The 13,854-nt window shown below is 57.3% G+C and carries 12 protein-coding genes; 7 read left to right on the top strand and 5 right to left on the bottom strand.

The genetic code is table 11. The features are described from left to right. Positions 1 to 166: 166 nt before the first annotated feature. From bioB to bioA, 6 genes are read left to right on the top strand one after another with little or no spacing between them, the layout of a single operon-like run. Positions 167 to 1,219: a biotin synthase BioB gene (gene bioB / locus CZ787_RS04200; protein ID WP_087106505.1), complete on the top strand. Its 1,053-nt coding sequence runs from the start codon at positions 167 to 169 to the stop codon at positions 1,217 to 1,219. Further along, positions 1,206 to 2,351: an 8-amino-7-oxononanoate synthase gene (gene bioF / locus CZ787_RS04195; RefSeq protein WP_087106503.1), complete on the top strand. Its 1,146-nt coding sequence runs from the start codon at positions 1,206 to 1,208 to the stop codon at positions 2,349 to 2,351. Before bioB ends, bioF begins: the two co-directional genes overlap by 14 nt. Continuing rightward, positions 2,348 to 3,064 carry an alpha/beta fold hydrolase gene (locus tag CZ787_RS04190; protein WP_087106501.1) on the top strand — a complete coding sequence of 239 codons (717 nt, stop codon included), beginning with the start codon at positions 2,348 to 2,350 and terminating at the stop codon, positions 3,062 to 3,064. The genes bioF and CZ787_RS04190 overlap by 4 nt, the downstream gene beginning before the upstream one ends. Beyond that, positions 3,061 to 3,852 carry a methyltransferase domain-containing protein gene (locus CZ787_RS04185; protein WP_087106498.1) on the top strand — a complete coding sequence of 264 codons (792 nt, stop codon included), beginning with the start codon at positions 3,061 to 3,063 and terminating at the stop codon, positions 3,850 to 3,852. Before CZ787_RS04190 ends, CZ787_RS04185 begins: the two co-directional genes overlap by 4 nt. Further along, positions 3,849 to 4,538, top strand: coding sequence for a dethiobiotin synthase (gene bioD / locus CZ787_RS04180; RefSeq protein ID WP_087106497.1), 690 nt, complete (start codon positions 3,849 to 3,851; stop codon positions 4,536 to 4,538). The genes CZ787_RS04185 and bioD overlap by 4 nt, the downstream gene beginning before the upstream one ends. Continuing rightward, a complete protein-coding gene (gene bioA, locus CZ787_RS04175) occupies positions 4,535 to 5,824 on the top strand; it encodes an adenosylmethionine--8-amino-7-oxononanoate transaminase (protein ID WP_087106495.1) in 1,290 nt (429 codons plus the stop codon). The genes bioD and bioA overlap by 4 nt, the downstream gene beginning before the upstream one ends. Before the next feature lie 4 nt (positions 5,825 to 5,828). Here the strand turns inward: bioA and CZ787_RS04170 are convergent, their stop codons facing one another. From CZ787_RS04170 to CZ787_RS04155, 4 genes are all read right to left on the bottom strand, one after another. Continuing rightward, positions 5,829 to 6,542 carry an SIR2 family NAD-dependent protein deacylase gene (locus CZ787_RS04170; RefSeq protein ID WP_087106493.1) on the bottom strand — a complete coding sequence of 238 codons (714 nt, stop codon included), beginning with the start codon at positions 6,540 to 6,542 and terminating at the stop codon, positions 5,829 to 5,831. A gap of 24 nt (positions 6,543 to 6,566) precedes the next feature. After that, entirely contained in the window at positions 6,567 to 8,321 is a 1,755-nt protein-coding gene (gene aceK, locus CZ787_RS04165) for a bifunctional isocitrate dehydrogenase kinase/phosphatase (protein ID WP_087106491.1), read from the bottom strand. A 116-nt stretch (positions 8,322 to 8,437) separates the two neighbouring features. Next, entirely contained in the window at positions 8,438 to 9,274 is an 837-nt protein-coding gene (gene eutC / locus CZ787_RS04160; protein ID WP_087106489.1) for an ethanolamine ammonia-lyase subunit EutC, read from the bottom strand. Continuing rightward, the gene (locus tag CZ787_RS04155) at positions 9,264 to 10,679 is read right to left on the bottom strand and encodes an ethanolamine ammonia-lyase subunit EutB (RefSeq protein WP_087106487.1); all 1,416 of its coding nucleotides are present in this window, start codon (positions 10,677 to 10,679) and stop codon (positions 9,264 to 9,266) included. The genes eutC and CZ787_RS04155 overlap by 11 nt, the downstream gene beginning before the upstream one ends. A gap of 274 nt (positions 10,680 to 10,953) precedes the next feature. Between CZ787_RS04155 and zigA the strand changes: the two genes are divergently transcribed. Then, positions 10,954 to 12,180: a zinc metallochaperone GTPase ZigA gene (gene zigA, locus CZ787_RS04150; protein ID WP_087106485.1), complete on the top strand. Its 1,227-nt coding sequence runs from the start codon at positions 10,954 to 10,956 to the stop codon at positions 12,178 to 12,180. Positions 12,181 to 12,251: 71 nt separating this feature from the next. On the opposite strand, the gene CZ787_RS04145 is transcribed toward zigA, so the two are convergent. Then, positions 12,252 to 13,646, bottom strand: coding sequence for a PepSY-associated TM helix domain-containing protein (locus tag CZ787_RS04145; RefSeq protein ID WP_328514766.1), 1,395 nt, complete (start codon positions 13,644 to 13,646; stop codon positions 12,252 to 12,254). Between the last annotated feature and the right edge of the window lie 208 nt (positions 13,647 to 13,854).

The following is a 13,854-nucleotide window of genomic DNA, read 5'->3' as shown; positions in this document are numbered from 1 at the left end:
CGCTCCAAAGGTAATCAACAGGATGAAAAAGGGCGCAGAGTATAAAGCAGTGCTTGATCATTGACGAATCCATCACCACAGTAAACCTTTTTAATTTTCTTAGTTGACATAGCAAACGCTTCGTCGCTAGAGTCTTGTCAACTTTTTATATAAATATGGTTTACCAATGATCGCAACTGCTGCCCCACGCAATGACTGGACGCTCGAAGAAATCAACGCCCTGTTTGCCCTGCCGTTTAACGATTTACTGTTCCAGGCCCAGCAGGTGCACCGAGCGCATTTCGACCCTAACGCGGTCCAGGTATCAACCCTGCTGTCGATTAAAACCGGTGCCTGCCCCGAAGACTGTAAGTACTGCCCTCAATCGGGCCACTACACCACACAGCTTGAAAAAGAGAAGTTGTTGGAAATCGAAAAAGTGGTGGAGCAGGCCCAAGCCGCTAAGCAGGCTGGCGCCAGCCGTTTCTGCATGGGCGCGGCCTGGCGCAGCCCCCGGGACAAGGATCTGCTCGTTGTTGAAGAGATGGTCCGCCAGGTAAAGGCGCTGGGGCTTGAAACCTGCATGACGTTGGGCATGGTCAACGACCAACAGGCTACCCGTTTGGCAGCCGCCGGGCTTGATTACTACAACCACAACCTGGACACGTCTCCCGACTACTACGGCGAAATCATCACCACGCGCACCTACAGTGACCGCTTGGAAACCCTCGCGACCGTTCGTGAGGCGGGCATGAAGGTCTGCTCCGGCGGCATTTTGGGCATGGGGGAAGGTGCTCAGGATAGAAGCGCCCTGCTGCAACAACTGGCCAAACTCAGCCCGCACCCGGAATCGGTGCCGATTAACATGCTGGTCAAAGTGCCCGGCACGCCACTTGAGAACGTGGAAGACCTCGACCCGCTGGAGTTTATCCGCGCAATTGCCGTAGCGCGCATCATGATGCCCCAAAGCCATGTGCGGCTTTCCGCCGGGCGCGAGCAGATGAGCGAATCCACCCAAGCGCTGGCGTTTCTGGCCGGTGCCAACTCCATCTTCTACGGCGACAAGCTGCTAACGACCAGCAACCCCCAGGCCGACCGCGACCGCGCCCTGTTTGCCAAGCTAGGCCTGCATCCAGAAACGCGCGAAACCTGTGAAAGCGAGGCCGCGCAAAGTGAGCGCTTGGCTCAGCAGCAGCTTAACCAGCGCGCCGCTGAGCTTGCGGTGGATGCCAGTGTCTGAGGCGTGGCATCAACGTCTGGCCAATGCGCGGGCGGTTCGTCAGCACGCCCGGCAGTGGCGCACTCGGCGTACCCGACAGCCACACCTGGTGAACTTCGCAGACAATGACTATCTTGGCCTGGCAAAAGACCCTCGCGTTCAGTCTGCCCAGGCCGAAGGCGCTCGCCGATTTGGCGCCGGGGCCGGCGCATCGCACCTGGTGAACGGCCACCACGCGATTCACGATGACCTGGAAGAAGCCCTGGCAGCCTGGACAGGCCGCGAGCGAGCAGTGCTGTTCTCCACCGGCTATATGGCAAACCTGGGCGTGCTACAGGCGCTTGCCGATACCCACACGGCCATTTTTCACGACCGGCTCAATCACGCCTCATTGCTGGATGGAAGCGCGCTGAGCGGCGCCCGCGCGCGGCGCTACCACCATAACGATAGTGACGACTTAAGCCGCCTGCTGGCGCGCAGCCGCTGTACCCACAAGCTGGTGGTTAGCGACGGTGTCTTTAGCATGGATGGCGATGTGGCCGATATTGAAGCGCTGGTGCGGGTAAGCCAACAGCATGATGCCTGGCTAATGATTGATGATGCCCACGGCCTTGGCGTTATAGGCAATAACGGCAGCGGCTGTGTGGGCACACGCTGGGGAAGTGACCAGGTGCCGATTCTGGTCGGTACACTGGGCAAGGCGCTGGGCACTGCCGGCGCGTTTGTTGCAGGCGATGCACAGTTGATCGACCATCTGACCCAGTTCGCCAGATGCTATATCTACACCACCGCACAGCCGCCCGGTGTTAGCGCCGCAACGCTGGAAGCGCTTGCGATTGTCCAGCGCGAACCCGAGCACCGCCTACGCCTTGCGCGTCATATAGACTACTTTCGTGAAGAGGCTCTACGGCTGAACCTGCCGCTGGGTGAATCGCGCACGCCCATTCAACCGCTGTACTTGGGAGGCGAGTCGCGCGTGCTGCAGTGGGCCGAACAGCTGTATCAAGCGGGAATTGATGTTGGCGCAATTCGTCCACCCACCGTGCCCAGGGATGAGTCTCGCCTGCGAATTACGCTCAGCGCTCGCCATTCGCGTAGTGATATCGACCGGCTTCTCGAAACGCTGGCGGCCTGCCACTTGGAGGCATTATGACGCGCTTGGTACTGCTTTCAGGCTGGGGAATTGACCGGCGCATCTGGCGGCCGTTACACCCTTACTGGCCCGCCAATGTCGAGGTCGCCGCCGTTGATTGGCCTGGTTACGGCAAGGCGCCTGCACTGCCTGCCAACGCCTCCCTGAGTGAGCTTGCCACGGCCATGACAAGTCGTCTGCCCAGCGATGCGGTTTGGGTCGGATGGTCGCTGGGCGGCCTGCTGGCGACTGCGCTGCTTGATTATCTTCCTGCGCCACAAGGGCTACTACTGCTGGGAGCAGGTGCCAGGTTCTGCACGCCGGATAGCGCGACGTCAGCAGCGCTTGCCGACTTCCAGGCCATCTTTGCGCACCGTGGCGATGCCGCGTGGCGCCACTTTCTACGCTGGCAGGCTCAAGGAGAGCCCGCACCGTATCAGGTTCACGCACAGCTGCGCACCCTGCTTGGCAGTACGCCCCCGGCAGACCGTACCACGCTTTCTGAAGGCCTTCACTGGCTGGCCACGCTGGATAATCGTCGACGCCTGAATACGTCGCCATGCCCGGTGGTTCATCTAGTGGGCGAGCATGACCCGCTGATCAGCGCTATTGAGTGCCAGCGGACGCTAACACTTGAACACGGCGGCCACTGCCCAATGCTCTCGCAGCCAGCGCGTTTGGCGTCACTGCTCGCCGCTCAAGCCGCTGCGCTATCTGCCAGGGAGATGGCATGAATTCGACACCTCCTCAGTTACGGCGGCCCAGCGCCGACTGGCAGGCCCGAGTGGCGCACGCTTTCTCCCGGGCAGCACCGCAGTACGATGCGCTGGCCAGCGCCCAACGCCATATCGGTGAAACGCTATGGCGCGACTTGCCAATTGAGGCTAACTATATACTCGACCTGGGCTGCGGCACTGGCTATTGGTCGCAGCGGCTGGCCAAGCGCTACCCCCACGGCCACGTCACGGGGCTGGACATTGCGCCGGGCATGCTGGAGCACGCTCGCTCACGCCACGGCGACCACATTGCCTGGCAATCAGGTAGTGCCGAATCGTTGTCCATCCCTCGCCACCTATTCGACCTGGTGTTTTCCAACCTGGCCATTCAGTGGTGCCGCGACACATTGGCCGTCATGCAGTCGCTGTATCGAGTGCTGGCACCAGGTGGCCTGGCGTACATCAGTACGCTATTACCCGGCACGTTGGTTGAAGTGGCTTTCGCCTGGCAACGCTCAAGCGCGCTGCTAACGACTCCCTCCTACAGCGTAGTTAACGATGCTATTCACAAAAGCGGTCTGCGCTGCACTCACCAGGCGACCCGTGTGGAAACCTTCTTTTATTCTGATATCAAGGCCGTTATGGCTTCCATCAAGGGCGTTGGCGCACAAGTGGCCAGGCCCAGCGCCATACTCACCCGAGCGGACCTGGCCGCGGCTGCCACGCGCTTTGAGCAGCTTCGTAAGCGCCAAGGGCTTCCAGTCAGCTATCACTGCCTGAACCTGCAGCTGGAGAAACCCCGATGAAGCGCTTTTTTGTTACCGGTACCGACACCGATGCGGGAAAAACGCTGGTCGGAAGCGCGCTTCTTTATAGCGCCCGATGCCAGCAGTTGAGCACCTTAGGGCTTAAACCCATCGCCTCTGGCAGCTCGTTAACGACGAAAGGGCTGCGCAATAGCGATGCGCTGGCACTGCAGCAACAGTGTGAACCGCCGGTTGACTACGCCACGGTTAACCCAATGGCCTTTGAGCCTGCGATAGCACCTCACCTGGCCGCACAGGAGGCAGGCCAGATGCTAAGCGTGTCTCAGGTTGCCCACTGGCTGCGCGACACCCTTGGCCAGACGCCCAGGGCGTTCACTTTGATTGAGGGTGCGGGTGGCTGGCGCGTGCCGATCAACGAACAGGAGGATTTTGCCGACATCGCCATCGCGCTGAGGCTGCCGGTGATCCTGGTGGTTGGTTTAAAGCTCGGCTGCCTGAACCATGCCCGCTTAGCGGCCGATGCCATTCGCGCCGACGGTCTGACGCTTGCGGGCTGGGCAGGCAGCGTGATTGACCCCGCCTTTGCGGCGGATACTACCCGCTTCACGGCCAACATGGCCCACCTTGACGCCAGGCTGGCAGCGCCTTGCCTGGGCATTGTGCCGCATTTGACAACGCCCGATGCGGCCACCGCCCACCGCTATCTATCATTGGAGGCATTATGAACTCGCCAGTCTGGCACCCCTACGCACATCTTAAAACCCAACCCCCCGCCCCCAGGGTGGTCGGCGGTAGCGGCGCCTATTTTGAGCTGGAAGGCGGCGAGCGCCTACTGGACGCTACCTGCTCCTGGTGGTGCATGATTCACGGATACGGCCATCCGCGCCTGGTGGCAGCCATTCGTGAGCAGGCGGAAACACTCTGCCATGTGATGCTGGGCGGGCTCACCCATGACCCTGCCGACCGGTTGGCGCGTGAGCTGGTACGCATCACTCCCGACGGGCTTAATCACGTCTTCTACTCTGACAGCGGCTCGGTAGGCATGGAGGTGGCGATGAAAATGGCGCTGCAGTACCACGTGCTTACCGGACAACCGAAAAAGCGCAAAATGCTCTCGCTAATGAAGGCCTATCACGGAGATACCACGGGCTGCATGGCCGTGTGCGACCCAGAGGAAGGCATGCACAGCTTGTTTTCAAGCCTACTGCCCCAGCACCATTTTGCGCCTGCGCCAACCGCTCCTTTTAACGCAACGCAAGCGCAGGTAGCCGCCGATTTAGATGCGCTAGGCGAAGTACTTGAGCGTCATCATCATGACATTGCTGCGCTGCTGATGGAGCCGCTGTTGCAGGCCGCTGGAGGGCTGAACATGACCTCCCCGGATTATTTGCGCGGCGCCCGTGCCCTGTGTGACGCATTTAACGTGGTGCTGATCTTTGATGAGGTTGCCACGGGATTTGGCCGCACCGGCAAACTATTTGCCGCCGATCACGCCCACGTTACCCCGGATATCATGGTGCTTTCCAAAGGGCTAACTGGCGGCTATTTGGGCCACGCCGCCACGCTTGCGACCGACCGCATTCACGACGCCTTTATCGGTGACAGCGCACACCACGCCTTTATGCACGGCCCAACGTTTATGGGTAACCCCTTGGCGTGCCGGGTAGCGCTGGAAAGCCTGGCGGTATTTGAAGAAGAAAACTATCTTGGCAAAATAGCGCTCTTAAACCGGTTACTGTGCCGCGCCTTGCTGGAGGATCAAGCGCTCATGGCGCACCCAGAGGTTGCCGATGTGCGCGTACTGGGTGCCACGGCCGTTATTGAAGCGCACTCGGAAACAGCTTTAACAGGCGTTGCCACGTTTGCCCGCGAGCAGGGTGTTTGGCTACGCCCGATTGGGCGATGGCTCTATACCATGCCCGCCTATATTACCTCTGAGCAACAGATAGCCCACATTACCGAGGTCATGAAGGCCTGGTTTCTGAAATCGTCATCCTGTTTGTCAGGCTAAAGCGCTAAGGCAGTGTTAGCGCGCCTTCTCTTTTCCAGCGCTCCACCAGCACGGGCACGCCTTCCCCGGCAGTAGCATTAATCGCCAGTACGCCGGGTGGGCTTAAGGCATCGGCATCCGGGTCAACCAATGCGCAGGGCGTGTCGTAGTCGATATACGAGAGCAGTGAGGCGGCAGGCATCACCGCAAGCGAGGTTCCGACAACCAGCAAAAAATCCGCTTGGCTGGCTAGTTCGCAGGCCTCTTCAAACAGCGGCACGGCCTCGCCAAACCAGACCACGTCAGGACGCAGCTGGCTGCCCTTATCGCACAGATCACCCAATGCAATACCGCCCTTAACGAGCGGATAGCGCATGCGCTCATCCGCGCTGGAGCGGGCATTTAAAATTTCGCCATGCAAGTGGATCACATCGCTGGAACCTGCCCGCTCATGTAGATCATCAATATTTTGAGTGATAACGGTGACCCTGAACCCTGCCTGCTCCAGGCTTGCCAGCGCCCTGTGCGCGGCATTGGGCTGGGCACTGCGGATCTGCTCTCGGCGCTGATCATAAAATGTCAGTACACGTTGGGGGTCGCGCTGCCAGCCTTGCGGCGTTGCCACCTCTTCCACAGGGTGGTCTTCCCATAAGCCATCGCTGGCACGAAAGGTCTTGATACCGCTTTCCGCGCTAATGCCCGAGCCAGTAAATACCACCAGATGGCGCGCTGTCGTCATGATTACCTCGCTGCTTTACCGCGGTTACTGTTCAGCATCTACAAAGCGCTGCTCGTTCCCATAAGGGTACACGTCAATGATACGGCCATCGACAATGGCCTGCTGCAGGCCCTGCCAGTAGCGGACCTCAAACAGCTCCGGGTGAAGCTGTTTAAACACCCGCAGCCGCTCCGGGTTGGCAAACATGAACGGGCCAAACTCCTCGGGAAAGATATCGTTCGGGCCAATGGAGAAGCTTTCATTTCCACCGCTCAAGTAATCGTCACCACTCGAGGCCGGGATAGCGCGAAAGTGGCACTCGGTGAGGTAACACACCTCATCGTAGTCGTAAAAAATCACCCGCCCCTGGCGCGTAACGCCAAAGTTTTTGAGCAGCATATCGCCTGGGAAAATATTGGCGGCGGCCATCTGCTTTATGGCATCGCCATAGTCTCTGAGCACCGCTAACTGTGCCTCATCGTCACACTGCTCCAGATAGATATTCAGCGGCGTCATCATGCGCTCGGTATAACAATGTTTGATGACGACTTTCTCGCCTTTCAGCGATACTGTAGAGGGGGCAACTTCCAACAGGTGAGCCAAGCATTCCGGGGCGAAATGGTCGTTATGCACGGTGAAGTTAGAAAATTCCTGAGTATCGGCCATACGGCCTACCCGGTCGTGGCGCTTCACCAAATGATACTTTTCGCGCACGATGTCAGGTGTCACGTCCTTGGCAGGGTCGAACTCGTCTTTAATGATCTTGAATACCGTACGCGCACTTGGCAGTACAAACACGGCCATCACCATCCCGCGTACGCCGGGGGCGATAATAAACACGTCCTCACGCTTGGCGACCTGCTGATTAAGCGCGCGAAAGAACTCGGTTTTGCCATGTTTAAAAAAGCCAATGGCCGCGTAAAGCTCACCGGCTGGCTTATGGGGCATTAAGCGCTGCAGGTAACCCACACACTCATTCGGCACCGCGACATCCACCTGAAAATACGCCCGGCTGAACGAGAAAATAATGGCTACATCGTCAGGTGTAATCAGTACGGTATCCAAATGAAGCTGGGGGACATCCTCAGTGTTCTGCTCGGCATGCTCTTGATGGCGTACCGGCAAGACCAGCGGCACCTGGTCGCCGCCGCCGGTGATTCGTCCCACTATGTATGCCCCTTTATTGCGGTAAAAAACGCTGTAAAGAAGCTCTATAGCGGCGTCCTTTGCCTGCCATATAGTGCTTGGCAACATTTTGTTTAATAGCACGGTACCCAAGCGGGTATCTCGTGCAATATCGGCAAACGGGTTGTGCAAGGCAGCGCCTTCCAGTGCCCAGCGCAGGGCCGCCTGCCAATCCCCATCAATTGAACGGCATCGGCACAGCTTGATACCTGAACGTTGCGCGGCCTTCTTTCGTGAGCTGATAACAAACATCCACTCATTGCGAATATGGCGATGCTTGAAAATGGCGCAAAAGAGCGAGTTAAAAAAGGTTTCGGCCAGTTCAACATCCAGCCGCGGACTAATTAGCTCGGCATAGTGGCTACGCGCTTCACCCCAGACCTCGCGATGGGTTAATAACCCATTTGAAAACGTACGTTTGAGACGTTCAACCGCGTCATCCACCTTCTGCTGATAGAGATTAATCCGCGCAATGGACGCTTGCTGACTCTCCCGCCAAGCACCTTCTTGAAAGCGGCGCTGAGCGTCCAGCGTGATCGCCTTAAAGCGGGTTCGGTACGCTTCAAAGCCATGCAAAATGGTCGCGGCCAAGCGATAGGCAGGCGTGGTGTTCACAAGCGGGACTCTTGTCGCTTTTTAATCAGCCTATAGGATGAAAAGCCATGAAGCCATTCAGCAAAGGCGCTTTATTGAAGGAGCGGGTAGCCTCTTCACGTCGTGCGGTATAAGCGCTAATCAGCGACCAAAAAGTTTTTCGTTGCGCCCGAGGCGGCTGCGTCACCTTCAAGTACGCTGTCTTCACTGCGATCTTTTAATTTAACGCCCGATATTTTCAGCTCGCGGGCTTCTTTAAGCAGTAAAAATAGCCGCCGGGCCGCCTCCACCATGTTCAGGCCCGCAGGGCGCACGTTGGAAATGCAGTTGCGCCGGTCATCCTTAAGCCCCGGCTCGGGCGCCCAGGTCATGTAAAGCCCGAGGCTATCCGGCGAGCTAAGCCCGGGCCGCTCACCAATCATCACCAGTACCGCATCGGCATTGAGCAGCGCGCCAATTTCATCACCAATCGCCACCCGTCCTTGCTCGACGATAGCGAGCGGCGCTAACTGCCACTCAGCGTTGTCCTGCTCAAACTGCTGATACAGCGCTTTTAAAAATGGCTGGCTGTTCTGCTGGACCGCCAGAGCAGAAAGCCCATCGACGATCACCACGGCCAGATCGGCGCGTGATGGCGAAGTTTCGGCATTTTGTAAGCGCTCCCTCGAATCATCATTCAACCGGCGGCCAACATCGGGGCGCTGGAGATACATGGCGCGGCCCTCCACTTGACTGTGCAAGCGAAGCGGCTCATGTTCAAGCGCAAAAGCTTTTTGCAACTGCTGGGCCAACGCCTCGACATCCAGCGGGGCATGCACCGCATCCTGCGCCTGAGCGTGGGCCAATTGAAACTCAAGCAGCTTACCGGTAGGCAGGCTGATGCCCGCCCGGCCCAAGCCAATACGCGCATCGGTAAATGCACGCAGCCGTTCCCAAGGGTTCTCTACAACAATAGGCGTTGGGTTAGACGTCATGGCGTGGCTCCCTGGGCAGGTGGCGCAGGCTGTTGGCGAACGCGGCAGGCACTTGGTCGTTTAGCTTGTGTGTTTTCACATCGTTGAAAATCTGCATCTCATCAAGCCAGCGCTCAAACTCCGGCGCGGCTTTTAGCCCAAGCACGCGACGCGCGTAGAGCGCATCGTGAAACGAGGTGGTCTGGTAATTGAGCATAATGTCGTCAGACCCCGGTATGCCCATCACGAAATTGCAGCCCGCCACGCCCAAGAGGGTTAGCAGGTTGTCCATATCGTTCTGGTCGGCTTCAGCATGGTTGGTGTAGCAAACATCACACCCCATGGGCACGCCCAAAAGCTTGCCGCAGAAATGGTCCTCAAGCCCGGCCCGGGTGATCTCTTTACCATCGAACAAGTACTCGGGGCCGATAAACCCCACCACCGTATTGACCAACAGCGGGCTGAATTTACGCGCCACCGCGTAGGCACGCGCCTCGCAGGTCTGCTGGTCAAGCCCATGATGAGCATCCGCGGAGAGTGAACTGCCCTGGCCGGTTTCAAAGTACATGACGTTGCGCCCCACTGTACCCCGATTAAGCGACTGGGCTGCCGCTTCGGCTTCGGCCAGCGTGTTTAAATCAAACCCGAAGCTTCGGTTGGTGGCTTCGGTACCGCCAATCGACTGAAACACCAGGTCCACCGGGGCGCCCTGCTCAATGGCTTCCAACGTATTGGTGACGTGGGTCAGTACACAAGACTGGGTGGGAATCTGGTACTTCTGAATCACGTCATCCATTAAGCGCATCAGCTTAACGCTTTGAGCCACATTATCGGTGGCTGGATTAATCCCGATTACCGCGTCGCCGCTACCATAGAGCAGGCCATCCAGAATACTCGCCGCAATGCCGGTGACATCGTCCGTCGGGTGGTTGGGCTGTAGCCGGGTAGAAAGCCGCCCGGGCAGGCCGATGGTATTACGAAAAGCCGTGGTAACTCGGCACTTTCTGCCCACCAGAATCAGATCCTGATTGCGCATCAGTTTACTGACCGCCGCGGCCATTTCCGGCGTAATGCCTGGGCGAACGGCGGTGAGCACTTCTGAAGTTGCTTGATCCGAGAGTAGCCAGTTACGAAAATCCCCTACCGTTAAATGCCGAAGGGGCGCAAAGGCCTCGGCGTCATGGTCATCGATAATCAGCCGGGTGATTTCATCGTGTTCGTAGGGGATCAGTGCGTCATTCAAGAAAGTGGTCAACGGCAGTTCCGCCAGCACCATCTGTGCCACCACGCGCTCCTCCGCACTGTCGGCGATCACACCCGCTAAACGATCGCCCGAGCGCGCTGGGGTCGCTTTGGCCATCAGTTCGGCCAGGCTTTTAAAGCGGTAGTGGTGGCTACCTACCGTCGTTTGAAAGGTCTGGGCCATGGGGTTTACCTGCCGCGCGTTGAATGTCCTGAATTCACCATAGCGCTTTTGAGATCGCTACGCCCAATGCATTTCCCTCCACTTTCTTCCGCCTTCAACGTAATAACTAGCTGCTCCAAACAGCGTGCCTTAAACGCCAAATGTGCTTCGCAGCTATTGGCCTACTCAATACAAGCGCTGAGATTTTTCCTGGCTGAATCAACGCGCGCTTTCTAATCGCCCCTAAATTGTTATATTATTACATAACACAAACCCATTTAGAGGCGTGCTAGTAATGACTGCGTTTTCTCCCCTGCCCGTTACCGTGCTGTCGGGCTTTCTGGGTGCCGGTAAAACCACCGTGCTCAATCATATTTTGGCCAACCGTGAAGGCCTTCGTGTGGCGGTGATTGTGAACGATATGAGCGAGGTGAACATCGACGCCGCGCTGGTGCGCGGTGGCCCGGGCGAATCAACGCTTGAGAGCGAAGTAGCGCTTAATCGCTCAGAAGAACGCCTTGTTGAGATGAGCAATGGGTGCATTTGCTGCACGCTGCGCGAAGACCTGCTTATAGAGGTCAACCAGTTGGCCAAGGAAGGAAAATTCGATTATCTGGTGATTGAGTCGACCGGCATCTCCGAACCCTTGCCAGTGGCTGAAACGTTTACCTTTGAGGATGAGGACGGCCAAAGCCTCTCCCATATCGCCCGGTTGGATACGCTGGTAACGGTCGTCGATGGTGCCAACTTTCTTGCCCAATACCATGAAGCACAAAGCCTGGCGGAAGCAGGAGAAAGTCTCGGCGAAGAGGATGAACGCAACGTTGCCGACCTGCTGGTTGATCAGATCGAGTTCTGCGATGTATTGCTGATTAGTAAAACGGATTTAATCAGCGAAAAAGAGCTGGAGGCGCTGAAAGCCATTTTGCACTCCCTCAACCCCGATGCCGAACTGGTCCCTATTCGCCAAGGCGGCGTGCCGCTTAATAAAGTGCTAAATACCGGCAGATTTGACTTTGAGCGCGCTCAACAGGCGCCGGGCTGGTTAAAAGAGATGCGTGGCGAGCACGTACCCGAAACCGAAGAGTACGGCATCGGAAGCTTTGCTTATCACGCCCGCCGCCCATTTCACCCAGCCAAATTTCACGATCTGCTGCATTCCGAATGGTTTGGAGAGGGTTTATTGCGCTCGAAAGGTTTTTTCTGGCTGGCCACCCGCCCCCAGTGGGCCGGGCAGTGGAGCCAGGCAGGCGGCATTGCCCATCATGGCATGGCCGGTATGTTCTGGAAGTCGGTTCCTGAAGAGCGCTGGCCAACGGACCCGGAGTACCGCCAGTTCATCACCGAGAAGTGGAAAGAGCCATTTGGGGATATGCGCCAGGAACTGGTGTTTATCGGCCAAGGGCTGGATAAAGCCCGCATGCGTGAAGCGCTGGATGCCTGCTTACTCAGCGAAGGCGAGCTACTGGAAGGCATGGAGGTGTGGAAAACGCTGCCTGATCCCTTCCCCACGTGGGAATAAATCTGCTTGAAAGCGCCAAGGCCTCAGGTATCTACCTGAGGCCTTTTCTATTGCGCTTATTATCAGCGTTTTTACACGCTTCGGTGCTTTCTGGAAGCCGCCCAGCGAAGCACATCAATGATCGCAATAATGATTAAGCTGCCGCCCAATACCGGTAAGGCGAACCCTAAAAGCGCCAGGATAGCGAGCAGGCCCAACTGAGCGGGCAAGCTCAGCATAATAAACAGCGCGGCCATGGTCTGCGCCTGGTTCACCGTGGTGCTTTTAACGCGCTGCCACCACATCCGATAACCCCACACAATAAGAAACACCAGGGCGGCGGCAAATAGCGCCAGCACCAGTTGGTTAGGCAGGCCGAACAGTACGCCCATATGTAAATCAATGCCCCAGCGCGTTAGCTTTGCCGCCAAGGGAAACGTTGAAAAATCCGTTTGTTCAAGAATGCGCATATCGCTTGGGTTCAGCGCGACCTGGTCTACCTGGGTAGGCCAGCGCCGGTCAATTTCTGATACGCGCCACGCTCGGCCTTCGCTGGCAGGCGGTTCTAGCTGGATTTGGTCTGCCAGTAGCCCTGAACGCCTCGCTGCCGCAAGCGCCTGGTCGAACCCTTCCGTGCTTACAAAATCCCCAGCTTCGGGGGCGCTGCTCACACCATGGTCGGCATGCATGTCGTGATGGGCATGGGGATCATGACTCGCCGCATCCCCCGACGCGGGAAGCACAGTCGATACACTCGGCGTGCCCCAGCCCCACGCCTGTCTTAGTTCACCAATATTGCCACCGGCCCATTGCGACCAGGTAAGCCCCGTGGCTGAGAAAAACAGCAGCCCGACTAGCGCAGAAACTCCCACGGTTGCGTGCCAGCGCCGTGCCGCCATACGCGGGCTTGGGCTTTTAAGCGCTTTACGTCGCGCTAACCAAAGCACCAGGCCCAGCAGCGCAATGATCCATAGCCATGACGCCGCTAGTTCGCTATACAAGCGCCCTACATCGCCTAGCAACAAGCCACGGTGAAACTGATCAAGCGCCGTGCGAAACGGCAATATTCCGCTGGTGCCATAAACGGTCATGTCGCCTTTCACTTCAAGCGTTGCCGGGTCTATAAAAATAGCCCGATGCTCGGAAGGTCCAAGCGCTGGGTCGGCAAACATAACACGCGTAGTGCTGTACACATCCGGTGCGGGGCGAACCACGGCGGGTAGCGTGTCCTGGCCTACCACCCACTGCGCCGTTTCAATTTGCCGGGCCAGCGGCTGCGGTGCGCTCTGGGTACTTACCGTTAAGGCATCCCGGTAAAGCCACGATTCCACCGAAGGTGTTAAAACGTAGACAATACCGCTTAAGGCAGCCACCAGGATAAAGGGACCTACCAGGAGCCCCACATAAAAGTGCATCCGCATTAATAGCGCAAAGAGAATTTTTCCACTTCGCCCAGACCGTGCTGGGTCAGCTTTATTGGATGACATACTTATCGTTCCCTAAAAGACATTGAACAACGTTATTTCTCGACATGACGTATATAAAAAGGGTTATTGATCTTTAAAAAAGTTAACGATTAAAACGCTACAAACATCTTCTTAAATCATTCATACAAAGTATGCGGCTATAGGTCGCATAAGGCTCAGCGATTTAAGGAATCTACCGTTAACGGATAATTTTATGGTTACTCAGTAC

Origin of the sequence: Halomonas citrativorans (genome assembly GCF_900163645.1) — a bacterium.
GTDB lineage: Bacteria > Pseudomonadota > Gammaproteobacteria > Pseudomonadales > Halomonadaceae > Vreelandella > Vreelandella citrativorans.
This window is presented reverse-complemented; position numbering and strand designations above follow the sequence as displayed.